Source organism: Luteibacter mycovicinus, from assembly GCF_000745235.1.
Lineage (GTDB): Bacteria > Pseudomonadota > Gammaproteobacteria > Xanthomonadales > Rhodanobacteraceae > Luteibacter > Luteibacter mycovicinus.
On record NZ_JQNL01000001.1, the window covers coordinates 3,934,230 to 3,958,716 of the forward strand.

The following is a 24,487-nucleotide window of genomic DNA, read 5'->3' on the forward strand; positions in this document are numbered from 1 at the left end:
GGTGCCGGGCGGGGCCGGGGTTGAACAGCCGTCGAAGTATAGAGGGCTGTCGCAACGGGGAACAACTCAGGCGTAAGTCCGCGTCAGAGAAGACTTTTGATGATGTGGAAGCCCGCGATGTACTCGCCGGCGATGGTGCCGACGCAGACCAGGAAGAAGTTGAGCAGGGTGCGGGCCACCCGATTCTTCCACCATCCGGTCCAGTGCGTGATGTCGTCACGCAGGTGTTCGAAGTCGAGCACGCGCGGCTTGCGGACCCACGCTTCGGCCATGGCGCTGAAGGCGCCGGACGGGATGCCGGGCCGGAAAGGCTTGAGCGGACCGGCGATGAACGCGGCGATGATCGACAGCGGATGACCGCCCGCGATCAGGGCGCCGAGCGCGGAAAGGCCGCCTGTCAGCAGAATCCAGCTCTTCACGGCGTCGGCGCCCAGGCTCGGGCTGCGGTAGAAGGCGAAGCCGATGGCGGCGAAGATCGCGAGCACCACGCCTACGGCGACGATCTTCGGCCAGTGCGAGGCGGGTGGCGTGACAGCGAGGTCATCCGCCGTCGAACGGGCATCGCCCTGCTGATCGGCAAGCTGCCTGCTCATGCCCTTCAGGTGGCCGGCACCGATGACGACGAGCACCTTGCGCGATGGCGCGGCAGCATCCATCCGCTGGCCGTTTTCGCGCAGGCGCGCGGCCATGTATTCGTCGCGCTCGGCGATCAGTGCGCGGTAAAGCGGTGCCGAGCCCTGGGCGAAATCGCTGAAGGCGCTTTCGAGCAGATCCGCCTGCTTCAGTTTCTCGATGTCTTCCTCGGGGATCTCCTCACGCTCGAACACGCTGCCGAGCATGCCGGCCATCAGGCCGAAGCGCTGGAAGAAACCGACGCTGCGCCAGGCGCGCTTGAGCGTGGTGCCGACTTCGCGATCCACCAGCCACACCGGAAGGTTGCGCGCGTCGGCGCCGTCCATCGCGGCCTTCATTTCCGCGCCCGGCTCGATGCCGTATTGCGCGGCGAGACGTTTCTGGAAGCCGCCGAGCACGAGGCTCGCGGCGACCATGCCGGCCTTGCCCTGACGGATGACCTGGAACAGATCCATCTGCTTGAACGCTTCCGGATCGCGGATGCCATGCGCACGACTGGCGCACAGTTCCACCGCCACCGCGTCGAAGTGCTCCGTTTCCAGTAGCGCATCCACCGCCTGCACGCTGGCGCGTGACACGTGCGCCGTGCCGAGAATGACGTAGTCGACGCCGTCGCGCGTCATGCGCTCGATGGGTTGGCCTTCCAGGGCGGCGGGCAGGGTGACGTCGTTCTCGGCAGGAATCATGCGCTCGGGTGTCCGTTGGATGTCTTAATCGCGAAAGCGCTTGGTGAGATCGGCATAGGCGTCGATACGACGGTCGCGCAGGAACGGCCAGATGCGGCGCACGTGCTCGCTGCGTTCCATGTCGACATCGACGATCAGCAGTTCACGACCGTCCGTACCGGCCTGGGCGAGGAACTCCCCCTGCGGACCGGCGACGAAGCTGGAGCCCCAGAACTGGATGCCGTTGCCGACGCTGGTCGGGTCCGCCTCGTAGCCCGTGCGGTTGCACGAGAGCAGGGGCAGGCCGTTGGCGACGGCATGGCCGCGCTGCACGGTGATCCATGCCTCGCGCTGACGCGCTTTTTCTTCGTCGGAGTCCTTCGGATCCCAGCCGATCGCAGTCGGGTAGAACAGGATATCGGCGCCGGCCAGCGCCATCAGGCGCGCGGCTTCGGGATACCACTGGTCCCAGCAGACGAGCACGCCGAGCTTGCCGACCGACGTCTGGATCGGATCGAAGCCCAGGTCGCCCGGCGTGAAGTAGAACTTCTCGTAGAACGCCGGATCGTCGGGGATGTGCATCTTGCGGTACTTGCCCGCGATGGCGGCCGAGCGATCGAAGACCACCGCGGTGTTGTGATACAGGCCGGTGGCGCGCTTCTCGAAGATCGAGGCGACGACGACGAGCCTGAGCTCTTCAGCAAGCTTGCCCAGGCGCTCGGTGCTCGGGCCGGGAATGGTCTCGGCGAGGTCGAACAGGTCGACGCTTTCGTGCTGGCAGAAGTACGGGCCGTTGTGCAGTTCCTGCAGCAGCACCAGCTCGACGCCGGCTCCGGCCGCGTCGCGCAGGGCCTGCTCGATCGCGTCGAGGTTGGCGTCGCGGCTGCCGCGGTCGGTTTCCTGGAGGAGGGCGACCTTGAGAGTCTTGCGGGACATGACTTCTTCCTTACTTGGCGATGGCGGCGGGCAGCTGCATGGTGATGCAATGCAGGCTTCCGTTCTGCCAGATCAACGGACGGCAAGGTACCTGGACGATCTCGCGGCCCGGATGGGCGAGGCCGATGATCCGTGCCGCTTCCGCGTCCACCGGATCGCCATACGCCGGCACGAGCACCGCGCCGTTGACGATCAGGTAGTTCGCATAGGACGCGGCCAGTCGACGACCATCGTCGAGGATCGGCTGCGCCCAGGGCAGCGGGTGCAACGGGTACGGCTTGCCATCCGGAGTGCGCAGTTCGGCGAGTTCCGAGGCCATCTGGCCCAGTTCCTCGAAGTGCGGGTCGCTGGCGTCGTCGCACGCCTGATACACGATGCCGCCGTCTTCGGAGAAGCGGGCCAGCGTGTCGATATGGGCGTCGGTGTCGTCGCCTTCAAGGTAACCGTGGTCCAGCCAGAGCACGCGGTTGGCGTGCAGCGTGGTGGCCAGCGTTTCGGTCATGGTTTCGCGCGACAGGTCCGGGTGACGCTGGTTGAGGCACTTCCACGTGGTGAGGATGGTGCCGCGACCGTCGCTCTCGATGCCGCCGCCTTCCAGCGCCCAGTCGATCCGCTTGTGCGGCAGACCGGACAGCACGCCACGCTCGAGCAGGCCGGAGATCAGCGCGTCGTCCTGCTCGGCGCCGAACTTGCCGCCCCAGCCGGTGAAACGGTAATCGTTGAGCAGCACACCGTCGGGGCCGGTCAGCGTGATCGGGCCGGAGTCGCGCAGCCAGGTATCGTCGTAGGGCAGTTCGATGAAGTGCAGGCGCGACATGTCGGCGCCGGCCTGCCCGGTGAGCAGCCGTGCGCGTTCACGCAGCTCGTCATCGGCGACGATGACGTGCAGCGGTTCGAAGCGGGTCACGGCGGCGGCCAGCGCCACATAGGTGCTCTCGACCTCGGCCAGACGGTCGGCCCAGTCGGTATCCGCGTGCGGCCAGGCGATCAGAACGCCGGCCTGCGGCTCCCATTCGGCGGGCAGGCGATACGAAGTGCGGTCGGTCATGGCGGACAACGGGGCAGCAAAGGAAGCCGGCTATTGTAGGGCTTCCTCGTTACCGCTGCTGTAATCCGCCGGTTACCTGGCGGCTTGCGGATTCAGGTTGTTGCCGGCAGGCGTATTGAGCACCGTGTGGACCACGTGGCTGCGCTCGAAATAGACGATGTAGCCCGGGTACATCCAGCGGTTGATGACCGGCTGCTTCGCACTGCCGCCGCCGCGCGAGTCGAGTCTGGACGTCGGCGCGCCGAACTGGCGTTCCACCTGGGCCATGCTCATGCCCTTCCTGGGCAGGTTCATGGCCTGCTCCTGCTGGACGCGGTTGACCAGCAGGCTGTCGCCCGCGTGAGCGGCCGGGACCATGGCGGCGGACACGAGCGCCAGGGCGATCGCGGTGAAAACAGGCTTGAAGGTGTTCATGATGGCTCCGTCGCGCTCCCCATGCGGCGCAGGACGTCGTTTTAACAGATCGCCTTCACCCACGCCATGGGGCGCGCCGCGCCGCCTTCACGGCTGTGTGCTGCGTCGCGTTTCCGGACGCGGGCAGGGCGGGGCAGTTATCATGGACGGTCGCTAGCCGCCAGTCTTCCCAATCCATGATCTCGTTTCGCAATCTTGCCCTTCGCCGGGGCAGCCGCACCCTGCTGTCGCAGATGGACCTCACCATCCAGAGTGGATGGAGCCTGGGTGTCATCGGCCGTAACGGCTGTGGCAAATCCACCCTGTTCGCCGCCCTCAAGGGCGAGCTGGAGCCGGAGGTGGGCGAGCTGGACATGCCTTCCAGGGTCCGGCTGGCGTCCGTCTCGCAGGAGACTCCGTCGCTGCCCGATCCCGCCATCGACTACGTGCTGGGTGGCGACGTCGAGGTCGCCGCGGCACTCAAGGCCGAAGCCGAGGCCTATGACCGCGAAGACTACGAGGCCGCCGCCGTGGCCAACCACCGTATCGAGGAACTCAACGGCTACGACGCACGTGCCCGCGCCGGTCGCCTTATGCATGGCCTGGGTTTCAGTCCGGAAACCCACGAGCGCGCCGTGTCCTCCTTCTCCGGCGGCTGGCGCGTGCGCCTCAACCTGGCTCGCGCGCTGATGGCGCCGTCCGACCTGCTGCTGCTCGATGAGCCGACCAACCATCTGGATCTGGACGCGGTGCTGTGGCTGGAAGAATGGCTGCGCCGCTACCCGGGCACGCTGCTGATCATCTCGCACGATCGCGAATTCCTCGACGGCGTGATCTCGCACACCATGCATCTGCATGACGGCACGGCCAAGCTCTACACCGGCAACTACACCGCGTTCGAACGCCAGCGTGCCGAGCATCTGCGTCAGCAGCAGATCGCGCATGTGCGCGAACAGGCCGAGCGCGCTCACCTGCAATCCTTCATCGACCGCTTCAAGGCCAAGGCCAGCAAGGCCAAGCAGGCGCAGTCGCGCATGAAGCGCCTTGAAAAGCTGGCCGGTACCGAAGCGGTGCGCGCCGAGCGCAGCTTCAGCTTCTCGTTCCCGGCGCCGGATCGTCTGCCCACGTCGATGCTTCAGCTCGATCACATCGACGCAGGCTACGGCGATCACGTGGTGTTGCGCGACGTCGCCTTCGGTCTCGAGTCGGGCGACCGCATCGGCCTGCTCGGTCCGAACGGCGCCGGTAAATCCACGATGGTGAAGTCGCTGGTCGGCGAACTGGAACCGTTGAAGGGCGAGCGGTCCTTCCACAAGGACATGAAGATCGGCTACTTCGCCCAGCACACGGTCGAAAGCCTGCACGAAGGCTGGAGCGCGTTCGATCACCTGCAGGAAAAGGCACCCACTGCCGGTCAGCAGGCATTGCGCGATTACCTGGGTACGTGGAACTTCCCCGCCGACCGCGTCTTCGAGCCGGTAGATGCGTTCTCCGGTGGCGAGCGCGCGCGTCTCGCGCTTGCGCTGATCGCGTGGGACAAGCCGAACCTGCTGCTGCTCGACGAACCGACCAACCATCTCGACCTCGACATGCGCGAAGCGCTGGCCGATGCGCTGTCTGGCTTCGACGGTGCGCTGGTGCTGGTGTCCCATGACCGCCATCTGCTCGGCATGGTCTGCGACGAGTTCTGGCGCGTGGCCGACGGCGACGTCGAAGCCTTCGATGGCGATCTCGACGATTACGCCAAATGGTTGCGCACGCGCGCCACCACGCGCAAGACCGCCGCCGTCGCCTCGGCCGCACCGGAAGCGCCGATCCAGGCCTCGGCCAAGGAAAAGCGCAAGCTCAGCGCCGAAGAGCGCGAGAAGGAAAAGCCGCTGCGCGCCCGGGTGAAGAAGATCGAGACCCTCATCGCCACGATGGACAAGGAGCTCACCGCGATCGAAAGCCAGCTCGCCGACCCCAGGGTCTACGACGGCCCGACCGCGGAGATGATGAAGCTCAGCCAGCGGCAGTCCGCGTTGCGCGGCGAAAAGGAAACCCTCGAGCTCGAATGGCTCGGCATCCTGGAACAGATCGAGGAGTAAGCATGGCCGCCGTCCTCAACGTCCTGTTGCCGGGACGCGACAAACTCGCCCACATCGCGCCGTTCGCCGCCTGGATGGCGCGCGGCACGACGTTGCCGGCGGCGTTGCCCGGTTATATGGTCGCGATGGCCGAGCACTTCCGCTGGCCCGGCGGCGCACTTCCGGCTGCGGCGGTCATCCGTCAGTCGGTCGCGGGCGACTCGGGCGACGCGCTGTGGTTGTCCGCCGATCCCGCCTGGGTGCAGCCCGAACTGAGCGGGGCGCGGCTGCTCGCCTGCGGCAACCTCGGCCTCACGGTGGAGGAGTCCGCGAGCCTCGTCGCCGCGCTGGCCGAGACCTTCGAAGCGGAAGGCATGAGCCTGCACGTCGGTGACGCACAGCACTGGCAGCTGCGTCTGCCCAGCTATATCGACGTACCCGCCTTCCCCGAGCCGGAAGAAGCCCTCGGCGCCGACCTGTTCGAGCAACTGCCCAAAGGCGAGGCTGGTCGTCGCTGGCGCGCCCTGATCAACGAAGCGCAGGTCGTCCTGCACAACCACCCGGTCAACCGGTCGCGTGCCTCGCGCCACCTGCCGCCCGTCAACAGCGTCTGGCTGTGGGGCGCCGGCGTCCTCCCCGACTGGGTCGAATGCGGCCTCAGCCGCATCTACAGCGACGACCTCCTGCCCTGGGCCCTCGGCCACAAAGCCAACGTCGACGTCCAGGCCCGCACTGCCTTTCCTGCAGGTCCCGGGCCCGCTCCTGCAGGAGCCAGCCTGCTGGCGAAGGGTGCTGGCGACGGCACAACCCACGCAGCACTTTCCCCCTATACCCTGCTGGACCTCCAGGACACCCAGCCCCACGACTTCGACCAGACCTGGTGGCCCGCCCTGGAAACCCACCTGACCGAAGGCACCGAACTCCGCCTCGCCTTCGCCGACGGCCTCCGCGTGGTCCTGAAGAAGAACCACCGCCTGCGCTTCTGGCGCAAGGCATGACGACCCGCGTCTGGCGACAACGCATCGCCACCGCCGCACCCAGCGGCTGGCCCGCGCACATCCATCCCGTGATCCAGCGTATCTACGCCGCACGCGGCGTAAGCACCCCTGACGGCGCCGAGCATCGCCTCGCGCGGCTCCTGTCGCCCAGCCTGCTCGGTGGCATGGATCGCGCCGTCGCCGTACTGATGGACGCCATCGCCAGCGACAAGCGCATTGTCGTCGCCGGCGATTACGACTGCGATGGCGCGACGGGCACGGCGGTCGCCGTGCGCGGCCTCCACCTGCTCGGTGCGAAACACGTCGCCCATGTCGTGCCCAATCGCTTCGTCCACGGTTATGGCCTCAGCGAAGCGCTGGTCGAATCGTTGCAACCGTCACCGGACCTGATCGTTACCGTCGATAACGGCGTGGCCAGTGTCGCCGGTGTCGCGGCCGCGCGAGCGCGTGGTATCGGCGTACTGATCACCGACCATCACCTGCCGGGCGATACCTTGCCCGATGCCGATGCGATGGTGAATCCGAACCTCGATGGCGATGGTTTTCCGAGCAAGGCCCTGGCGGGCGTCGGCGTCATGTTCTACCTGCTGCTGGCGTTACGCGCATCGATGCGTGACGCCGGGCAGTTTCCGAACGGCGAACCCGACCTCAGCGCGCTGCTCGATCTGGTCGCGCTCGGCACGGTGGCCGATCTGGTGCCGCTGGATTTCAATAACCGCGTACTGGTCGAAGCCGGCCTGAAGCGCATGCGCGCGGGCAAGGCATGCGCGGGTGTCACCGCGTTGATCGAAGCCAGTGGCCGATCGCTGTCCACCATCGCCGCGACCGATCTCGCGTTCGCCATCGGCCCGCGCCTCAACGCCGCCGGCCGACTGGAAGACATGTCGCTAGGCGTCGCCTGTCTGCTCACCGATGACGTCGGCATCGCGCGTCGTTACGCGGAACAGCTTTCGGCCATCAATCAGGAACGCCGCGAGATGCAGGCGGGCATGGTCGACGAAGCCGAGCGCATGGTCTCGCTGGCGAAACATGTCGATGCGGTGGGCGTGGCGTTGTTCGACGAAGGCTGGCATCCCGGCATCGTCGGTCTCGTCGCCTCGAAGTTGAAAGAGAAGCTGCATCGCCCCGTGCTGGCGTTCGCGCCGGCCGGCGACGACACGGATGAGCTGCGCGGTTCGGCACGATCGATTCCCGGGTTCCACATCCGCGATGCGCTGGCCGAGATCGACGCGAAGCATCCGGGTCTGATCCTGCGCTTCGGCGGCCATGCGATGGCGGCAGGCCTGAGCATGCAGGCGCGCGACTTCGAGCGCTTCGCCGCCGCGTTCGACGCGATCGCCCGCAAGCATCTCGACGACGATCATCTGCAGGCACTCGTGCACACCGATGGTGAACTCGACTACCGTGACCACACACTCGATCTGGCGAAGCAGCTTCGGCACGCCGGGCCGTGGGGGCAGGCGTTTCCGCCGCCGGTGTTCGAGGCGCGCTTCGAATGCGCGTCATGGAAGCCGATGGGCAGCCGGCATCTGCGTTTGCAGCTGCGCCACACGCAGGGCGGTGCACCGCTGGATGCGGTGATGTTCAACTGCTATGACGGTACGCCGCCACCCGCGCGGATGCGTGTCGCCTACGAACTGTCCGTCAACGACTGGCAGGGCAGGGAGAGTGTTCGGTTGCTGGTGACGCATCTCGAGGCGATTTGACGGCAACGTCGCGACCATTTGCCTGCCTTTGGCTGCGTCTGGCTGCGTCGACCGGAAGAGCACGTCGCCATGTTCCGGCAGACTGACCCGGGACCTCGCGCACTCAACCACTTGCCTGAACAACCTCAGGCAAACCTGCCGTCCCGTCCACATCTATGCGACGGCCCCCACCTAATCTCGGCCCCATGGCCAAGGTGAACTGGGTACAGATGGGCGAACGGCAGTACGCGATCCTGGAAGGGACCTCGCGGGCCTTCGCACGGGTCAGCCCGAAGGATGGCCGCTGGGTGGTCCGCTGGCGCTACGGGCCTCGCGGCGGGCAGGGCGCGACGCTACGGGGCGTCTCCCTCATGCAGCGCATGGTGATGCGCTGGGCCGAACATAACGAGGCCCGGCTGCGGAAACTGATCCCGCCGCCGGTCCGGGCCTACGGGCCGCCCAGCGAGGCGGAACGGTATTTCTACGACGCCATCTGGCCCGGCTACGTGCCGGCTTCACGCCGGCCGAGGCGGGAGGGGCGGGAGCACTATTGAGCCAGGGCCCCATCCCCCACACATAGGGTGCATCCCCAACCCGTCTTTCGAGCAGGTGGCACCCATGTCCCCCGAGCGTTTCGTACTCGCTCTCCAGAACACCGTGGTCCGCGACAACCTCGCGGTCTACTCCGAGCTGTTCCGCAGCACCCCCGTGGAGATGGCGGTGGACCCGCACTGGGTGCGCGCGCTCGAACTGTTCAACGGGCTGGACGAGGACAACAAGGAGGTCTTCCTTCAGGTGATCTGCCACACGATGATCGATACGACGGCTAACCTGCTGGGTATCGTCGACGGGTGTTGCCCGGTTTCCGGGATCGAGGGGGACGTGACGCTTTGTGTGGACGGGAAGCCGATCGGCGGGGAGTTGCAGGAGTTGTTTCTGGAGCTTAACGAAGCGGGCTGACGCGCCTTTCCATCACTGGCACACTCGGACCTCGTTCGAATCAAGGTCCACCATGCGTTCCCGTGCACTCCAGGCCGTCGCGATCGCGCTGCTCTCCGCGCTGTTCTTCACGCTGACCTATGTCCTCAACCGCGCCGTCGTCAGTGGGGGTGGGCACTGGCAGTGGGCGGTGATCCTTCGTTACCTGATCACGCTGCCGCTGCTCGCGGCGGTTCTGCCGTTTCGGGGCGGGCTGGGTTCGCTTCCTCGCGAACTTCGCTCGCATACGCGCACGTGGCTCATCTGGAGCAGCATCGGCTTCGTGCTGTTCGGCCTGCCGCTCACCTGGGCGGCCAGCAGCGGTCCGTCGTGGCTCGTGGCGGGAAGCTTCCAGACGACCGTTCTCGCCGGACCCTTGCTTGCCCCCTTCATCTATCGCGATGAGCGTGCTCGCTGGCACGTCGGCGCCTTGTCGATTGGCGCCCTGATCGTCATCGGCGTGATGTTGCTGCAGCTCGGCAATGCCCGCGGATCGCTCGACGCGTCGGCGTGGCTGGCCGTCGGCGCGGTCGTCCTGGCTGCCTTCGCCTATCCGCTGGGCAACCGGAAAATCCTGTTGCATCTCGAGCGCACCGGCACGCGCCTCGGTGCCGTGCAGCGGGTGTTCGGGATGACGCTGGCGAGCTGGCCCCTCTGGATCGTCCTTGCGGTCGCCACGTGGTTCAGCATCGGGCCGCCGTCCTGGCGGGAGATCTGGCTGGCCGGTGGCGTGGCGTTGTCGTCCGGTGTCATTGCGACGGTGCTGTTTTTCCACGCGACCGAGATGGTCGGTCGCCAGCCGACCGCGCTGGCCGGCGTGGAAGCCATGCAGGCCGCCGAGCTGCTGTTCGCGACGGTCATCGGCGTGATCTTCCTGCACGAAGCCGTGCCGGGCCCGATGGCCGCCATCGGCGCGGTCGCCATCATCGTGGGCATCGCCTTGTTTGCCTGGGTCAGCGGCAGGGAAGGGCACGTCGCCCCGGACGAGGTCGCCGCCGACCGGGGCGCTTGACGCCATCGCGACACGGGAAGCGTACGCTGCTCCCATCGTCCGGAGGTATGCCATGAAACCTGTCGCTATCGCTTTCCTGCTGCTCGGTTTCAGCGTCGCCGCGTCCGCCGCCCAGACGCCTCCCGGTACCCACGGCGAGCGCGCGCCGGCAGCTGAGCCTATGAAGCGTTTTGCCTGGCGTGACGAAGCCGCGGGTTACACCTTCGTCGCTCCGCCACGCTGGACGGGCAAGGTAACGGCGGTGCCACTGGATTCCGCGGCACTCGCGAAGTCGGGTGCGACCAGCGGCGTGCGTTTCGTCGCGGGTTCGAAGACGTTGCTGGTGCTGCTGTCGTCCGATGACGAGCGGGCGCATGCGATGGCGACGTCCGGGGCACGCGAGTTGTCGCGTAACGACGGGCACGTGCTCTCGGTCAAAACCGAGGCCGAATCCGGCTCTCTGGCGCTGACCGAGCAGGAGCTCGCGGATGCGGTGCAGTGGGACGGTGCCGCTTCGGGCACCGCAGTGCGCTAGCGCCTACGCGCTGGCACGTCGCCGGATACGCGGTCACCGAACTGCCAGTCACGTTGCACGTCTCGCAACGGGTCTCTTATTGATACGCAGGACATATCGAAGCGGACGCGTTCGGGTATCGATTCGACTTAATTCAGGGTCTAGCCTTATTCCCATGGCTCATTCCCTGGAGGTTCCCGTGGACGGCTCGTCCCCCGCCGCGTCGGCGGTCATCGTCGATCGACGCATCCGTCATGGCACGCCGGCATTCCGGCGCACCAATCTGGCCTTGTTCTCATCGGGTTTCGCCACCTTCGGCCTGCTCTACTGCGTCCAGCCGCTCATGCCCGCGTTCTCTCACGGGTTCGGGGTGGACGCGGCGAGCAGCAGTCTGTCGTTGTCGCTGACGACCGGCGTACTGGCGGTGGCCATGCTGTTCGCGGGGGCGATCTCGGATGCGTTCGGTCGAAAGCCGATCATGCTGGCGTCGTTGCTGGGTTCGTCGATTCTCGTGTTGCTTTCCGCCATGGCGCCGACCTGGGGCTCGTTCCTGGTAATCCGAGCGTTGCTCGGCATCACGCTGGCAGGGCTACCCGCGGTCGCCATGACGTATGTGAGCGAGGAGATTCACGGCGATTCGCTGGGCTTCGCGATGGGTCTCTACATCGGCGGTAACGCCATTGGCGGCATGGGTGGGCGACTGATCTCCGGTTTCGCCGCGGATCATTCGTCGTGGCGTGTCGCCGTGGCGGTGATCGGCGTGCTTGGTCTCCTTGCGTCGTATCTCGTATTCCGCGGCCTGCCCGCCTCCGTGCATTTCGAGAAGCGTCGCGCCCATCCGCGTGCGTTGCTCGCGTCGTTCGGTTCGCTGTGGCGCGACAAGGGTCTGCCGTGGCTGTTCGCTGAGGGCTTCCTGCTGATGGGCGCCTTCGTCACGATCTACAACTACGTGTCGTATCGCCTGCTTGCGCCGCCGTTCTCACTGTCGCAGTCGCACGTGGGTGCGATCTTCATGGTGTACCTGATCGGTGTGGGCAGCTCGGCGTGGATGGGCTCACTGGCTGGCAAGCTGGGACGTCGCCGTGTGCTTTGGACGACCTTCGTGATCATGCTGGCAGGCGTGGCGCTGACCGCGAGCTCATCGCTGCGGGCCATCGTCGCCGGTATCGCGATGCTGACCTTCGGTTTCTTCGGTGGGCACTCGATCGCCAGCAGCTGGGTGGGCAGGCGCGCGGTGTATGCCAAGGCGCACGCCTCGTCCTTTTACCTGTTTTCGTACTACATGGGTTCGAGCATCGCCGGATCGGTCGGTGGTCTCGCCTGGACGCATGGAGGCTGGAATGGCGTAGCGGGTTACGCGGCTCTGCTCGTGCTCGGTGGCCTCGCCATCGCCTTGAAGCTGCGCACGCTTACGCCTTCAGCATCAGCTTCGTAAAGGCTCTGACCAGCGGCGAGGTGTCGTCGCGGCGATGCGTGACGTGGATCGCGCTCGCCGCGTCAGGCGAATCGATGGCGACATAGGCGACGCCGTCGACGCGGACGTGGCGCAGGGAGTCAGGCAATACGGCGACGCCCATGCCCGCGGCGACGAGGCCGATCATCGTCGATGATTCACCGGCCTCCTGTGCGATGCGCGGCGCGAAGCCCGCATTGCGACACATCGTCAGCAACTGATCGTGTACGCCGGTACCGGCGGCACGGCTGAACACGACGAAGCGTTCGTCGGCGAGTTCTTCCATGCGCAGCTTGCGACGTTTGCGCTTCGCCAGGGGATGGTCCGCACGAAGCACGGCTACCAGCGGGTCGTCGACGAGCTTGTGCGAAACCAGCGGGGCGGGCAGCTTGCCGCCGCGAAGCAAACCGATCTGCTGGCGATCGTCGAGCAGGCACTCGACCTGCTGCAGCGTATTCCGCTCGACAAGCACCAGCCGCACGGCGGGATACGCATCGCGAAACGCGCGGATGGCCTGAGGAAATTTTTCGATGAGCGGCGTGGACCGGGTGAAGGCGACATGCAGTTCGCCGATCTCGCCGCGCTCGGCACGACGTGCCATGTCGGCGGCGTCGACGACGCGCGTGACGATGTCGCGGGCGGCATCCAGGTAAACCCGGCCTGCGTCGGTCAGCTCGACGCGGCGGTTGGTACGGCGCAGCAGTCGCAGGCCCAGCATGGTCTCCAGATCGCGGATCTGCTGACTGAGCGGCGGCTGGGACATGCCCAGCCGCTCGGCGGCGCGGCTGAAATGGAGCTCGTCGGCGACGGCGATGAAGTAGCGCAGATGCCGCAGCTCGATGCTCATGGGGTCAGTCCGGACGGACGCGGATCAGGCCTTCCTGCGCGGTGGAAGCCACGAGCACGCCGTCGCGCGTGTAGATCATGCCGCGTGCCAGGCCGCGTGCTCCCTGCGACGTCGGGCTGTCGAAGGAATAGAGCAGCCAGTCGTCGATGCGGAACGGGCGGTGGAACCACAGCGCGTGATCCAGGCTCGCCATCTGCATGTTGCGCGTCAGGTAAGAGATCCCGTGGGGCAGGGTGGCGGTGCCGATCAGATGGAAGTCCGACGCATAGGCGAGCAAGGCCTGGTGCAGGCCGAGCGCGTCCCCGATCGGCGCGGTCAGGCGAAACCAGATGTGCTGATAAGGCGGGCGCTTGGCCGGACGCAGTTCGTCGCGCGGCCAGACGTGGCGGAACTCGAAAGGTCCGTCGATGCCGAGCCAGCGCTGAGTTTTCTCCGGCAGACGGCTGAGCTGTTCGGCGGTCATCGCCGGCATGGGCTCGACGTCTTCCGGCGCGGGAACCTCGGGCATCGACATCTGGTGTTCGTAGCCGGTCTCCGGCACCTGAAACGAGATGGAGCCGTTGAGGATGGGCTGGCCGTGCTGGATGGCGACGACGCGGCGGGCCGAGAACGAACCACCGTCGCGTGTGCGCTCGACGCTGTAGACGATCGGCGCGTTGATGTCGCCGGCACGCAGGAAGTAGGCGTGCAGCGAGTGGGCCTCACGGCTCGGGTCCACGGTGCGCTGAGCGGCGGACAGCGCCTGGCCCAGCACCTGGCCGCCGAAGACGAATTTGGTGCCGATGTCCCGGCTCTGGCCGCGGAAGAGGTTGTCTTCGAGACGTTCGAGCTCGAGCAGCTCGACGAGTTCGCCGACGTGGTTGTCCGTCATGGGGTTACCTGGTGTGCGGGGTGGCGACATGGTCGGAAAGTATAACGGGCCTCAGCCTTCGAGCCGTCCGAGGCGGCCGGCGTCGTACGCGCGCGACCACGGGAATTGCGGGCCCGGATCGCGCTTGCGCGGCACGCTGTTTTCCTCATCGTCGCTGGCCGGCACCAGCGCGGTATCGAGGTCTTCGTGGCCGGCGATGTGGCGCAGCGACGGAAAGCGGACGACCAGTTCGTCCAGCAGGTCGCGCAGGGCGGCGATCTGCTCGGGCGGGTAGGGCTCGGTCATTTCCTGCTTCGCGGAGTGGAACCAGTCCGGGTACCGGCCGAGGTTGACGAGCTCGATGCCGATCGATCGCGGGTTGTAGCCGCGGGTGTGATTGGCCACGCGGTTCGGGTCGACGTAGCAGAGGATCGAGCCGTCGCGGTCGATGTAGTAATGCCCGCTGGCGCCGGTGCCGCGATCTTCGTACAGCACGCGCTCGCCGTATTCCCTTGCCATGGCCAGGTCGGGCAGCTCGGTGCAGTGGATGACCACCAGGTCGACGGTGTCGGGCGCCCGCTCGGGGAGCAGGCGTTCATAGGGCAGGGGGGCGTAAAGTATGTCGATCATGGCGCTTTGATAACATAGGCGGTCATTCCGCGTACGGAGTCCGCCATGCGCGGCAACATCATTCTTTCCCACGGGTCCGATTCCGGTCCCGACGCCACCAAGGTGAGCGCGCTGGCCGCCGTGGCCGAATCGCTCGGCTGGACCACGGTCCGCCCCGATTACCGCGACGACGACGCCCTCGGCCATGCCGGTTGCGTCGATCCGCGTCTGGCACGCCTGGCCGAGGCGGTCGCCGCGTCGCCCGCGCCGCCGGTCCTCGTCGGGTCCAGCATGGGTGCGTTCGTCTCCGGCCTGGCCTCGCTGGACGCCCCGGTCGCCGGTCTGTTCCTGCTGGCCCTGCCGGCACGCATCCCCGGCTACGGTCGCGCGTTCGCCACCGCCACCGGCGTGCCGTCGTTCCTCATCCATGGCTATGCGGACGACGTCTGCCCCGTCGATGAGGCCATCGGCTACGCCCGTGCCCACGCGTCGCCGCTGCTGCTGGTGCAGGACGACCATCGCCTGAGCGATTCGCTGCCCGATATCGAGGCCGAGTTCCGCCGTTTCCTCGGAGGCCTGGCATGAGCCACTTCTTCGCAACCTGTCCCAAGGGCCTGGAATACCTGCTCAAGGACGAACTGATCGCCCTCGGCGCTGGCGACGTGCGCGAGGCGCTGGCTGGCGTGTCGTTCACCGGCAGCATCGAGACGGCCTACCGGGCCTGCCTGTGGTCGCGTATGGCCAGCCGCGTGCTCCTGCCGCTGGCCGAGTTCGACGCCGCCGACCAGGACGCTCTGTACGCGGGCGTGCAGGACATCGACTGGTCCGAGCACCTGGCGCCGCACGGCACCATGGCCGTGGACGCCAACACGGCGCAGAGCAAGCTCAACCACAGCCAGTTCATCGCGTTGAAGACCAAGGACGCCATCGTCGACCAGTTCCGCGCCGCCAGCGGTGCGCGCCCCGATGTGGACCCGGAAGAACCCGATCTGCGCGTCAACGTGCGCCTGCGCCGCGACCGCGCCACCCTGTCCATCGACCTTTCGGGTCTGCCGCTGCATCGCCGTAACTGGCGCGAGCAGCAGGGCGAGGCTCCGCTGAAGGAGAATCTCGCCGCCGCCATGCTCGTCCGTGCCCAGTGGCCGCGGATCTACGCCGAAGGCGGCGCGCTGGTCGACCCGATGTGCGGCTCGGGCACTCTCCTGATCGAGGGCGCCCTGATGGCTGCCGACGTGGCGCCGGGCTTGCGTCGCGACTACTTCGGTTTCCTGGGCTGGGCAAAGCACGACTATTCGCTGTGGCGCACGATTTACGACGAGGCCAGGGCTCGCGCCGAGGAAGGCCTGCGCGCCCTGCGTCCGGTGTTCTTCGGCAGCGATTCGGATGCGCACATGGTCCAGACCGCGAAGCGCAATGCGCAGAGCGCGGGCGTCGCCGGTTTCGTTCATCTGGACAAGCGCGACGCCGTGCATGTCGCGCCGCCGCCGGAGACCGCGCTGGGTCTGGTCATCACTAACCCGCCTTACGGCGAGCGTCTGGGCGACCGCGCCGAGTTGCCGGTGCTCTACCGCGACCTCGGCCAGGCGCTGAAGGATCGTTTTCAGGGCTGGCGTGCCGCCATTCTGGCCGGTGACGAGGAGCTGGGCCGCGCCCTCCGCCTCAGCCCGGACAAGCGCTACGTGCTGTTCAACGGCGCGCTCGAGACGCCGCTGCTGACCTTCGCGCTGCGTCCGCGCGATGCGGCGCCCCGCGAGGCCAGGCCGCTGTCGGCCGGCGCGGAGATGCTGAAGAACCGTCTCGAGAAGAACGTCCGCCATTTGCGCAAGCGGCTGACCCGCGAGGGCATCACCTGCTGGCGCGCATACGACCAGGACCTGCCGGAGTACGCGGCGGCGATTGACGTCTACGAGGACTGGCTGCACATTCAGGAATACAAGGCGCCACAGGACGTGCCGGTCGATGTGGCACGCATCCGCATGCGCGAGATCGGTCGCGTGGCCAGCGAAGTCTTCGGGATTCCCCGCGAGCGGATCGCCGTGAAGACGCGCGAGCGCGGCAAGGGCGGCTCCAAATACGGTCAGTTCGACCACAAGGGCGAATTTGTCGAAGTGGGTGAGGGCGGCCTGCGCTTCCTGATCAACCCGACCGACTACCTCGACACGGGCCTGTTCCTCGATCACCGCCTGGTCCGGGCCAAGATCCGTGAGCTTGCCCCCGGTAAGCATTTTCTCAACCTGTTTGCGTATACGGGTACGGCCAGCGTCTACGCGGCGGCCGGCGACGCGCGCGACACGACGACGGTCGACCTGTCGGGCACCTACCTCGACTGGGCATCGCGTAATCTCGCGCTGAACGGCTTTGAGGGCGCACGTCACCGGCTGGTGCAGGAAGATTCCCTCACCTTCCTCGAGAAGCGCTCGATGCAGTACGGGCTGATCTACGTCGACCCGCCGACGTTCTCCAATTCCAAGCGGGCCGACGACTTCGACGTCCAGCGCGATCACGTCAAGCTGCTGATGCTCTGCCTGGACCGCCTGTTGCCGGACGGGGTCATTGTTTTTTCGAACAATTTCCGCCGGTTCCAGCTTGACAAAGCCGCCCTCGAACCCCATTTCTCCATTGAAGACTGGAGTGCTCCAAGCATCCCGTTCGACTTCGCCCGCCGCCACAACATCCATGGCTGCTGGCTGCTTCGGAAGCCGTACGTGAATCCGTGGAAAACGTGAATTGAGAGTGTAGAAAACTTCAGATTGGATTCAGTGGCAGAGCGCGAATCTGCGCTCAACACCCGGAGGTAACTGTCATGAAAGGTAAGTTCGTAAAGTCCGCCCTCGTCCTCGCCGCTGCGGGTCTGATGGCGTTCGCTCCCGGCGCGTTCGCGCGTGGTGGGTATTACGGCGGCTACCATGGTGGCGGTTACGGCTACCACGGCGGTGGTTACTATGGCGGTCGTGGCGGTTATTACGGTCGCGGTCACTACGACCACGCCGGCCGCTGGATCGCTGGCGCGATCGTCGCCGGTGCGGTGGTGGGTCTGGTCGCGAACGCGACGGCACCGCGCACCGTCGTGTACGACAACGGCCCGACGTATTACGCGCCGCGCCGCACGGTGGTTTACGAGGACGCGCCGCCGGTGGTGACCCGCCGCGTGACCACCACGACCACCTATGTGGACGATGGTTACGGTGGCACGCGCTACATCCGCGACGACGGGTATTGATCGTCGGCAGTCGCTGAATCAGCAGTCGCTGAAACGTTAAGAGAGAGGCCCGGCATTGCCGGGCCTCTTTTTTTGGTCCGCTCTGGAAGACGGTCGCGCTGGAGACAGCTGAGGGCCAGTGAGCGGACCGGGTCACGTCAGCGCACGGCCCCATTCGGCTCCGCGCCCGACCCACGCCGCTTCGCCTTCTTCTTCAGTGTCTCGAACTGCGCCTTGTCGATGGTCTCCACCGACTGGATCTGGCACGGTGGATCGTCTCGTCGCACGATCTTCTCGTCGATCCCGCCGCAGATGCGCATCTCGCCCATGGCCTTGTCGCTGTTGGACGATTTGAAGTGGATGCCTCCCCCAAGATCCATGCGCGGGCAGTCCGTGCTGGTCTTGACGAGGAAGTGATTGGGCCCATTGCGCACGGCCACCGTACGGGCGTCGGCGACGGCCCATTCGTTGATACGGTCGGTACGCATGCAGTCGTTGAATGGAAGCTCGTTGCGCGGCACTGGCGGGGCGTTCTGGGCATGCGCGGACGAGGCACAGGCAAGCAGCACGGAAGCGGCGATCAGGGTGCGGACATTCACGGCGTGGTCCTCCGGGGGAATGTCTCACGTTAAGCCCGAAACGGCCTGGAAGCGAGAGGGGACAGGGCCGGGTGCACCTTTCGTTAAGGTCGTGAAGAGGTGTGCTCACATTCGTTGAACGTTTGCTCGGCCATCCTTTCCGTCATGACTGACGCTCTTTCGGCCGCACAGGAGGCCAGCGCATGATGGTCCGCCCGCTTGGCCTCGAAACCCCCTCATCGGCCCCCGCGGATCTCGCACAGCGCTACCTTGGCGTCCGCCATCGCACTATGGCACTGGCGGCCCGGCTGCGACCCGAAGATACCGTGATCCAGTCCATGCCGGATGCGAGCCCCACGAAGTGGCATCTCGCCCATACGACCTGGTTCTTCGAGCAGTTCATCCTGGCTCGTGACCCGGCGTATGTTTCGCCCCATCCGGAATGGCACTATCTGTTCAATTCGTACTACCAGTCGGTCGGTCCGATGCACGCGCGTCCGCGCCGCGGCATGATCACCCGGCCGGGTCTGGACGAGGTGCTGGATTATCGATCCCGCGTAGACGAGGCCATTGCCGGACGCATCCAGCGCGGTGACGACGAAGCCCTGTCGATGCTGGTCGAGCTCGGCTGCCAGCACGAGCAGCAGCATCAGGAACTGCTGCTCACCGATATCAAACATGCGTTCTCGCAGAACCCCCTGGAGCCAGCCTTCGCTCCGGATGCGCCGCGCGCGCTTTCCGTCGCGGCTCCCGCCCTGCGCTACATTCCCTTCGACGAAGGCGTCGTCAAGATCGGCTACGAGGGCGAGGGCTTCCATTTCGACAATGAGGGCCCGCGCCATCGCGCGTACCGGCAGGCCGGTTCGCTGGCGAATCGTCCTGTCACCAACGCCGAGTACCTCGCTTTCATTCAGGACGGCGGTTATCGCGACGCCATGCTGTGGCTGTCCGATGGTTGGGCGACGGTCAATGCGGAAGGCTGGCAGCATCCGTTGTACTGGGACGAGGCCTGCGAGACCGAATTCACCCTGCAGGGCCGACGCGCGATCGACCCGCACGCGCCTGTGTGTCACATCAGCTATTTCGAGGCCGATGCCTTCGCACGCTGGGCCAGCGCTCGCCTGCCGACGGAAGTCGAGTGGGAGACGATGGCTGCCGACGTACCCGTGCGCGGAAACCTTCAGGACAGCGGGGTGTTCCAGCCACGTGCCTCGTCGTTCGAGACCGATCTTGGACAGATGTACGGCGACGTTTGGGAATGGACCATGAGCCCTTATGTCAGTTACCCGGGCTTCCGTCCGCTGGACGGAGCGCTGGGCGAATACAACGGAAAGTTCATGAACGGGCAGTGGATCCTTCGCGGGGGCTCCTGCGCTACGCCCGCCGATCATGTTCGCGCCTCTTACCGCAACTTTTTTCCTCCCCATGCCCGCTGGCAGTTCACGGGGATACGACTGGGAAACGATCGATGAGCGCTCAACCGAAAGACATCCGTGTCGACGACCGCCACCCGGATGTCGAGGACACCCTCGAGACCGTACGCCGTGGCCTCGGGGCGAAGATCAAGAAGCTGCCGTCGCGCCTCTTTTACGACGAACGTGGTTCGGCTCTGTTCGAGGCGATCTGCGAACAGCCCGAGTACTACCTCACCCGCACGGAAATCGCGATCATGCGCGATCATGCGGGCGATATCGCCGATGTCATCGGGCCGGACGTGCGTCTGGTCGAGTACGGCAGCGGCAGCGGCATCAAGACGCGCATGCTGCTCGAACACCTCGAGACGCCGGTGGCTTACGTCCCGGTGGAGATCTCTCGCACCGCGCTGATGGAAAGCGTCGCCGAACTTGCGACCCGCTTCCCGAACGTGCCGATGCAGCCGGTGTGTGCCGACTTTACGCAGCCGCTTCGCCTGCCGGTCGCGTCGCGCTCGCCACGTCGCACAGTGATCTATTTTCCGGGGTCGACCATCGGCAATTTTGAGGCAAAGGACGCGGTGAAGATTCTTCGCCAGATGCGTACCGAGATGAGCGACGGCGGCGGCGTGCTGATCGGTGTCGACCTGAAGAAGGACGTCGCGGAGATCGAAGCGGCCTACAACGACGAGGCAGGCATCACGCGCGACTTCACCCTCAACATGCTGGTTCGTCTCAATCGGGAAATCGGGACCGACTTCGATGTCGACGCTTTCCGTCATCGCGCGCGCTACAACGTGCTGGCAGGTCGGATCGAGACGTCGCTGGTGAGCACGAAGCAGCAAGTGGTGCACGTGCGCGACGAGGCCTTCAGCTTCCGCGCGGACGAAGCGATGCATGTGGAATACAGCTGCAAGTATTCGCTGGACGATTTCGCGCAGATGGCGAACAAAGCCGGGCTGTCCGTGGCGCAGGTCTGGATGGACGAGGACCGCCGTTTCAGTGTGCAGTATCTGGTCCGGTCGACACCGGTGGTGGCCTGAAGCCAGCCGTAGCATTGTAGGAGCGCGCCCCGCGCGCGAAAACGGTCGGCGTCGCCGTGTGATGGTGGCGCACGCCGGATGTCGCGCGCGAGGCGCGCTCCTACAGTGGTGACGCTAGGTTGGTGGGTTAGCCGGGGCGCCTCGCCCCCAGGGATACCAGCAAGTCCTGCGCCGTGCGAATTCGCTCGGCCGAACCCGGCAGCTCCAGAATGACGCGCAGCTTGTCCTGCCCGTCCATCTTGAAAACCCGGGGCTGCTGCTGGATCAGCTTGATCAGCGCCATCGGGTCGATATCCGGTTTATCGCGGAACGTGATACGTCCGCCATTGGCGCCGAAGTCCACCTTGCGGATACCCAGCGGCGTCGCCATCAGTTTCAGCTGGGCGACCGCGAACAGGCACTTGATCTGATCCGGCAGAAGGCCGAAGCGATCGATCATTTCCACCTGCAACTCGCGCAGCCCATGTTCGTCGCGCGCGCTGGCGATGCGTTTGTATAGGGTTAGTCGTGCATGGACATCCGGCAGGTAGTCCTCCGGAATCAGCGCGGGAAGATGCAGTTCGACCTCGGTCTCGTGCTCCGAGGTGAGATCGAAGTCCGGCACTTTGCCCGACTTCAGTGCACGTACGGCGCGGTCGAGCAGTTCCGTGTACAGACCGAAACCGATTTCCTGGATCTGGCCCGATTGTTCTTCGCCGAGCATCTCGCCCGCGCCGCGAATTTCGAGATCGTGCGTGGCGAGCGTGAAGCCGGCGCCGAGTTCTTCCAGCGAGGCCAGCGCTTCGAGACGCTTTTCCGCATCGGCGGTCATCGCCTTGCGGTCGGGCACGATCAGGTACGCGTAAGCGCGGTGATGCGAACGACCGACGCGTCCGCGCAGCTGGTGCAGCTGCGCGAGACCGAAGCGATCGGCGCGGTTGACCACGATGGTGTTGGCGGTCGGGATATCGATGCCGGATTCGATGATGGTCGTCGACACCAGCACGTTGAATCGCTGGCGGTGGAAGTCCGCCATGACCTGTTCGAGGTCGCGCTCCGGCATCTGCCCATGGGCGACGCGAATGCGCGCTTCAGGTACCAGTTCGCCCAGCTCGCGTGCGATGCGCTCGATGGATTCGACTTCGTTGTGCAGGAAGTAGACCTGTCCGCCACGGGCCAGCTCGCGCTGGATCGCTTCGCGGATCAGGGCGGGCTGGTACGTGGAGATCAGTGTGCGCACGGCGGTCCGGTGGGCCGGCGGCGTCGCGATGATCGACAGGTCGCGCAGCCCGCTCATCGCCATGTTGAGCGTGCGCGGGATCGGCGTGGCGGTCAGGGTCAGCAGGTCGACCTCCGCACGCAGTTTTTTCAGCTGCTCTTTCTGGCGGACGCCGAAACGCTGCTCCTCGTCGACGATGACCAGGCCCAGATCCTTGAACCGGATCTCGGGGCCAAGCAGCTTGTGGGTGCCGACGATGACATCGATCTGCCCTTCGGCGAGGCGCTCCAGCGCGCCGTCCACTTCCTTCTTCGACTTGAAGCGCGAGATGACGTCCACCCGGACCGGCCAGTCGGCGAAGCGATCGGCGAAGTTGCGGTAATGCTGCTGGGCGAGCAGGGTGGTAGGCACCAGGACGGCCACCTGTTTGCCGGCCGTCGCGGCGGCGAAAGCGGCGCGGAGTGCCACCTCGGTCTTGCCGAAGCCGACATCGCCGCAGACGACGCGATCCATTGCACGGGGTGCGGCGAGGTCGACGATCACGGAATCGATGGCGGCCTGCTGATCGGGCGTTTCCTCGAAGGGGAAGGTCGCCGCGAATTCCTCGATCATCTGCCGGTCGACGGACAGTGACTGGCCCTGACGGGCTTCGCGCTGCGCGTAGATGCCAAGCAGCTCGGCCGCCACGTCGCGGACCTTTTCGGCGGCCTTCTTGCGCGCACGTTCCCAGGCATCGCCGCCCAGGGAGTGCAGCGGCGCCAGTTCGGGCGCGGTGCCGGTGTAGCGGCTGACCAGGCCCAGCTGGGCCACGGGCACGTAGAGCTTGTCGCCCTTGGCGTACTCGATGGTCAGGAATTCGCCCGGCATATCGCCGACATCGAGCGAAAGCAGGCCCTGATAGCGGCCCACACCGTGGTCGATATGGACGATGGGCGAGCCGATGGACAGCTCCGTCAGATCCTTGATGATGCTTTCGGGATCGCGGGCGGCACCGGCACGGCGCTTGCGATCGGTGCGCACACGCTCGCCGAACAGCTCGCGCTCGGTGAGCACGGTGAACGCGGGCCTGGTGATCGCGAAGCCTTGCTCGAGCGAGGCGACGGTGATCGCCAGCTTCTCGTCGCGGGCGAGGAAGTCTTTCCAGCCGTCGAGGATGGCCGGCTTCAGCCCCGCGCCCGCGAGCTGTTCGATCAGGGCTTCGCGGCGGCCGGCGGAATCCGCGGCGATCAGCACGCTGCCCTTGTAGCTGGCGAGGAAGTGCCGTAGCGCGGTGCCCGGCTCTTCGCCCTTGCGGTTGAGCGGCACCTCGGGTGCGGGCTGCGTGCCCAGGTCCACGGCGTGCTCGTGATCGCTGGCCACGACATCCACGCGCACCTGCTTGTTCAGGCGCTCGCGCAGTTGCTCGGGCGGCAGGTAGATCTCGGCCGGCGGAAGCACCGGACGCTCGATGTCGTGCGCGCGCTGGTCATAGCGCTCGGCGGTATGGGTCCAGAACTGCTCCGCCGACGCCAGCGCACCTTCGCCCAGGACGAACATCGCATCGCCAGCGATGTAGTCGAACAGGGTTTCGGTGGCGGGGAAGAAAAGCGGCAGGTAGTACTCGATGCCGCCCGGCGTGACGCCTTCCTTCATATCCTGGTAGAGCGGGCAGCGACGGATGTCGATCGGAAAACGTTCGCGCAGGTTGGCACGAAAGTTTTTGGCGGCGTCTTCGGTCAACGGGAATTCGCGGGCGGGGAGCAGGTCCACGCTGTCGACCTGGTGCGTGGAGCGCTGGGTTTCGGTGTCGAAGCTGCGGATCGACTCGATCTCGTCGTCGAACAGTTCGACGCGATACGGCTCGCTCGCGCCCATGGCATAGATGTCGATCAGCGCGCCACGCACGGCGAAGTCGCCCGGCTCGGCGACCTGCGGCACGTTGCGGTAGCCGGCGGCTTCGAGGCGACGCTGCTCGGCGCCCAGGTCCAGCTTCTGACCCTTGCGCAGCACCAGCCCGGAACCGGTGATGTGCGTACGCGGGGCGATGCGCTGCATCAGGGTCGCCACCGGCACGACCAGCACACCGCGCCGGGTGCTGGGTAGCCGGTAGAGGGTCGCGATGCGCTGGGAAACGACTTCCGGGTGCGGGCTGAAGACGTCGTACGGCAGCGTTTCCCAGTCCGGGAAGTGCAGCACGGGCAGTTCGCCCGCGAACACCGCCAGCTCGCTTTCGAGGTTATCGGCGCTGCGGGTGTCGCGGGTGACCACGACCAGCAGGCCTTCGTGCGCGCGCGCCGCCTCGGCGACTTCGAGCGCCCAGGCCGAGCCATGGGGCGTGGCCCAGTAGCGGCGTGTCTTGGCGGTGGTGGGCAGCGGCGGGCGGGTCAGAGCTAGAGGCATGAAGTCGGCTTG

22 protein-coding genes are annotated in these 24,487 nt (G+C 66.1%); 13 read left to right on the forward strand and 9 right to left on the reverse strand.

Going from position 1 to position 24,487, the window contains the following annotated elements; all coding sequences use genetic code 11:
* Positions 1–83: 83 nt before the first annotated feature.
* From FA85_RS17520 to FA85_RS17535, 4 genes are all read right to left on the reverse strand, one after another.
* Positions 84–1,319: a TraB/GumN family protein gene (locus FA85_RS17520; RefSeq protein ID WP_036114404.1), complete on the reverse strand. Its 1,236-nt coding sequence runs from the start codon at positions 1,317–1,319 to the stop codon at positions 84–86.
* Positions 1,320–1,343: 24 nt separating this feature from the next.
* Positions 1,344–2,234 (reverse strand): carbon-nitrogen hydrolase, encoded by an 891-nt coding sequence (locus FA85_RS17525; RefSeq protein ID WP_036114401.1) that lies wholly within the window; start codon positions 2,232–2,234, stop codon positions 1,344–1,346.
* 10 nt (positions 2,235–2,244) lie between these two features.
* Positions 2,245–3,282, reverse strand: a complete 1,038-nt coding sequence (locus tag FA85_RS17530; RefSeq protein ID WP_036117916.1) for an agmatine deiminase family protein — start codon at positions 3,280–3,282, stop codon at positions 2,245–2,247.
* A gap of 72 nt (positions 3,283–3,354) precedes the next feature.
* Positions 3,355–3,696: a hypothetical protein gene (locus tag FA85_RS17535; protein ID WP_036114398.1), complete on the reverse strand. Its 342-nt coding sequence runs from the start codon at positions 3,694–3,696 to the stop codon at positions 3,355–3,357.
* 176 nt (positions 3,697–3,872) lie between these two features.
* Here FA85_RS17535 and FA85_RS17540 point away from each other — a divergent pair, with 176 nt between their 5' ends.
* From FA85_RS17540 to FA85_RS17575, 8 genes are all read left to right on the forward strand, one after another.
* Entirely contained in the window at positions 3,873–5,762 is a 1,890-nt protein-coding gene (locus FA85_RS17540; RefSeq protein ID WP_036114395.1) for an ABC-F family ATP-binding cassette domain-containing protein, read from the forward strand.
* 2 nt (positions 5,763–5,764) lie between these two features.
* Positions 5,765–6,739, forward strand: coding sequence for a hypothetical protein (locus FA85_RS17545; RefSeq protein ID WP_051943767.1), 975 nt, complete (start codon positions 5,765–5,767; stop codon positions 6,737–6,739).
* A complete protein-coding gene (gene recJ, locus FA85_RS17550) occupies positions 6,736–8,445 on the forward strand; it encodes a single-stranded-DNA-specific exonuclease RecJ (protein ID WP_036114391.1) in 1,710 nt (569 codons plus the stop codon). Before FA85_RS17545 ends, recJ begins: the two co-directional genes overlap by 4 nt.
* Positions 8,446–8,630: 185 nt before the next feature.
* A complete protein-coding gene (locus tag FA85_RS17555) occupies positions 8,631–8,978 on the forward strand; it encodes a hypothetical protein (protein ID WP_043693146.1) in 348 nt (115 codons plus the stop codon).
* Between the two features lie 64 nt (positions 8,979–9,042).
* Positions 9,043–9,384, forward strand: coding sequence for a hypothetical protein (locus FA85_RS17560; RefSeq protein ID WP_051943766.1), 342 nt, complete (start codon positions 9,043–9,045; stop codon positions 9,382–9,384).
* Positions 9,385–9,436: 52 nt separating this feature from the next.
* Positions 9,437–10,414, forward strand: coding sequence for a multidrug resistance efflux transporter family protein (locus tag FA85_RS17565; RefSeq protein WP_036114386.1), 978 nt, complete (start codon positions 9,437–9,439; stop codon positions 10,412–10,414).
* Between the two features lie 52 nt (positions 10,415–10,466).
* Positions 10,467–10,928: a hypothetical protein gene (locus tag FA85_RS17570; protein WP_036114384.1), complete on the forward strand. Its 462-nt coding sequence runs from the start codon at positions 10,467–10,469 to the stop codon at positions 10,926–10,928.
* A gap of 154 nt (positions 10,929–11,082) precedes the next feature.
* Positions 11,083–12,342 carry an MFS transporter gene (locus FA85_RS17575; protein WP_081907524.1) on the forward strand — a complete coding sequence of 420 codons (1,260 nt, stop codon included), beginning with the start codon at positions 11,083–11,085 and terminating at the stop codon, positions 12,340–12,342.
* On the opposite strand, the gene FA85_RS17580 is transcribed toward FA85_RS17575, so the two are convergent.
* From FA85_RS17580 to FA85_RS17590, 3 genes are read right to left on the reverse strand one after another with little or no spacing between them, the layout of a single operon-like run.
* On the reverse strand, positions 12,317–13,207 hold the full coding sequence (locus FA85_RS17580; RefSeq protein ID WP_081907523.1) for a LysR family transcriptional regulator: 891 nt from the start codon (positions 13,205–13,207) through the stop codon (positions 12,317–12,319). The two genes, FA85_RS17575 and FA85_RS17580, sit on opposite strands and share 26 nt — an antisense overlap.
* A gap of 4 nt (positions 13,208–13,211) precedes the next feature.
* Positions 13,212–14,078 (reverse strand): acyl-CoA thioesterase, encoded by an 867-nt coding sequence (locus FA85_RS17585; protein ID WP_036114381.1) that lies wholly within the window; start codon positions 14,076–14,078, stop codon positions 13,212–13,214.
* Between the two features lie 51 nt (positions 14,079–14,129).
* On the reverse strand, positions 14,130–14,687 hold the full coding sequence (locus FA85_RS17590) for an N-acetylmuramoyl-L-alanine amidase (RefSeq protein ID WP_036114378.1): 558 nt from the start codon (positions 14,685–14,687) through the stop codon (positions 14,130–14,132).
* Positions 14,688–14,732: 45 nt separating this feature from the next.
* On the opposite strand from FA85_RS17590, the gene FA85_RS17595 reads away from it, so the two are divergent.
* The 3 genes from FA85_RS17595 to FA85_RS17605 all read left to right on the forward strand — a co-directional run bounded on the left by FA85_RS17595 (position 14,733) and on the right by FA85_RS17605 (position 17,886).
* Complete coding sequence (locus FA85_RS17595) at positions 14,733–15,251, forward strand: alpha/beta hydrolase (RefSeq protein ID WP_036114375.1); 519 nt, start codon at positions 14,733–14,735, stop codon at positions 15,249–15,251.
* The gene (gene rlmKL / locus FA85_RS17600) at positions 15,248–17,392 is read left to right on the forward strand and encodes a bifunctional 23S rRNA (guanine(2069)-N(7))-methyltransferase RlmK/23S rRNA (guanine(2445)-N(2))-methyltransferase RlmL (RefSeq protein ID WP_036114372.1); all 2,145 of its coding nucleotides are present in this window, start codon (positions 15,248–15,250) and stop codon (positions 17,390–17,392) included. Before FA85_RS17595 ends, rlmKL begins: the two co-directional genes overlap by 4 nt.
* Before the next feature lie 77 nt (positions 17,393–17,469).
* On the forward strand, positions 17,470–17,886 hold the full coding sequence (locus FA85_RS17605; RefSeq protein ID WP_036114369.1) for a hypothetical protein: 417 nt from the start codon (positions 17,470–17,472) through the stop codon (positions 17,884–17,886).
* 137 nt (positions 17,887–18,023) lie between these two features.
* Here the strand turns inward: FA85_RS17605 and FA85_RS17610 are convergent, their stop codons facing one another.
* Positions 18,024–18,464 carry a DUF6491 family protein gene (locus FA85_RS17610; protein ID WP_036114366.1) on the reverse strand — a complete coding sequence of 147 codons (441 nt, stop codon included), beginning with the start codon at positions 18,462–18,464 and terminating at the stop codon, positions 18,024–18,026.
* A 185-nt stretch (positions 18,465–18,649) separates the two neighbouring features.
* On the opposite strand from FA85_RS17610, the gene egtB reads away from it, so the two are divergent.
* Together egtB and egtD are read left to right on the forward strand one after the other, a co-directional pair.
* A complete protein-coding gene (gene egtB, locus FA85_RS17615) occupies positions 18,650–19,915 on the forward strand; it encodes an ergothioneine biosynthesis protein EgtB (protein ID WP_036117903.1) in 1,266 nt (421 codons plus the stop codon).
* A complete protein-coding gene (gene egtD / locus FA85_RS17620; RefSeq protein WP_036114363.1) occupies positions 19,912–20,898 on the forward strand; it encodes an L-histidine N(alpha)-methyltransferase in 987 nt (328 codons plus the stop codon). The genes egtB and egtD overlap by 4 nt, the downstream gene beginning before the upstream one ends.
* Positions 20,899–21,025: 127 nt before the next feature.
* On the opposite strand, the gene mfd is transcribed toward egtD, so the two are convergent.
* Positions 21,026–24,475, reverse strand: coding sequence for a transcription-repair coupling factor (gene mfd, locus FA85_RS17625; RefSeq protein WP_036114360.1), 3,450 nt, complete (start codon positions 24,473–24,475; stop codon positions 21,026–21,028).
* Positions 24,476–24,487 lie beyond the last annotated feature (12 nt).

What these genes read in the sequence shown, in the direction of transcription:
- FA85_RS17520 (WP_036114404.1), bottom strand. Translation starts at nt 1,319, where the DNA reads ATGATTCCTGCCGAGAACGACGTCACCCTGCCCGCCGCCCTGGAAGGC.
- FA85_RS17525 (WP_036114401.1), bottom strand. Translation starts at nt 2,234, where the DNA reads ATGTCCCGCAAGACTCTCAAGGTCGCCCTCCTCCAGGAAACCGACCGC.
- FA85_RS17530 (WP_036117916.1), bottom strand. Translation starts at nt 3,282, where the DNA reads ATGACCGACCGCACTTCGTATCGCCTGCCCGCCGAATGGGAGCCGCAG.
- FA85_RS17535 (WP_036114398.1), bottom strand. Translation starts at nt 3,696, where the DNA reads ATGAACACCTTCAAGCCTGTTTTCACCGCGATCGCCCTGGCGCTCGTG.
- FA85_RS17540 (WP_036114395.1), top strand. Translation starts at nt 3,873, where the DNA reads ATGATCTCGTTTCGCAATCTTGCCCTTCGCCGGGGCAGCCGCACCCTG.
- FA85_RS17545 (WP_051943767.1), top strand. Translation starts at nt 5,765, where the DNA reads ATGGCCGCCGTCCTCAACGTCCTGTTGCCGGGACGCGACAAACTCGCC.
- recJ (WP_036114391.1), top strand. Translation starts at nt 6,736, where the DNA reads ATGACGACCCGCGTCTGGCGACAACGCATCGCCACCGCCGCACCCAGC.
- FA85_RS17555 (WP_043693146.1), top strand. Translation starts at nt 8,631, where the DNA reads ATGGCCAAGGTGAACTGGGTACAGATGGGCGAACGGCAGTACGCGATC.
- FA85_RS17560 (WP_051943766.1), top strand. Translation starts at nt 9,043, where the DNA reads ATGTCCCCCGAGCGTTTCGTACTCGCTCTCCAGAACACCGTGGTCCGC.
- FA85_RS17565 (WP_036114386.1), top strand. Translation starts at nt 9,437, where the DNA reads ATGCGTTCCCGTGCACTCCAGGCCGTCGCGATCGCGCTGCTCTCCGCG.
- FA85_RS17570 (WP_036114384.1), top strand. Translation starts at nt 10,467, where the DNA reads ATGAAACCTGTCGCTATCGCTTTCCTGCTGCTCGGTTTCAGCGTCGCC.
- FA85_RS17575 (WP_081907524.1), top strand. Translation starts at nt 11,083, where the DNA reads ATGGCTCATTCCCTGGAGGTTCCCGTGGACGGCTCGTCCCCCGCCGCG.
- FA85_RS17580 (WP_081907523.1), bottom strand. Translation starts at nt 13,207, where the DNA reads ATGAGCATCGAGCTGCGGCATCTGCGCTACTTCATCGCCGTCGCCGAC.
- FA85_RS17585 (WP_036114381.1), bottom strand. Translation starts at nt 14,078, where the DNA reads ATGACGGACAACCACGTCGGCGAACTCGTCGAGCTGCTCGAGCTCGAA.
- FA85_RS17590 (WP_036114378.1), bottom strand. Translation starts at nt 14,687, where the DNA reads ATGATCGACATACTTTACGCCCCCCTGCCCTATGAACGCCTGCTCCCC.
- FA85_RS17595 (WP_036114375.1), top strand. Translation starts at nt 14,733, where the DNA reads ATGCGCGGCAACATCATTCTTTCCCACGGGTCCGATTCCGGTCCCGAC.
- rlmKL (WP_036114372.1), top strand. Translation starts at nt 15,248, where the DNA reads ATGAGCCACTTCTTCGCAACCTGTCCCAAGGGCCTGGAATACCTGCTC.
- FA85_RS17605 (WP_036114369.1), top strand. Translation starts at nt 17,470, where the DNA reads ATGAAAGGTAAGTTCGTAAAGTCCGCCCTCGTCCTCGCCGCTGCGGGT.
- egtB (WP_036117903.1), top strand. Translation starts at nt 18,650, where the DNA reads ATGGTCCGCCCGCTTGGCCTCGAAACCCCCTCATCGGCCCCCGCGGAT.
- egtD (WP_036114363.1), top strand. Translation starts at nt 19,912, where the DNA reads ATGAGCGCTCAACCGAAAGACATCCGTGTCGACGACCGCCACCCGGAT.
- mfd (WP_036114360.1), bottom strand. Translation starts at nt 24,475, where the DNA reads ATGCCTCTAGCTCTGACCCGCCCGCCGCTGCCCACCACCGCCAAGACA.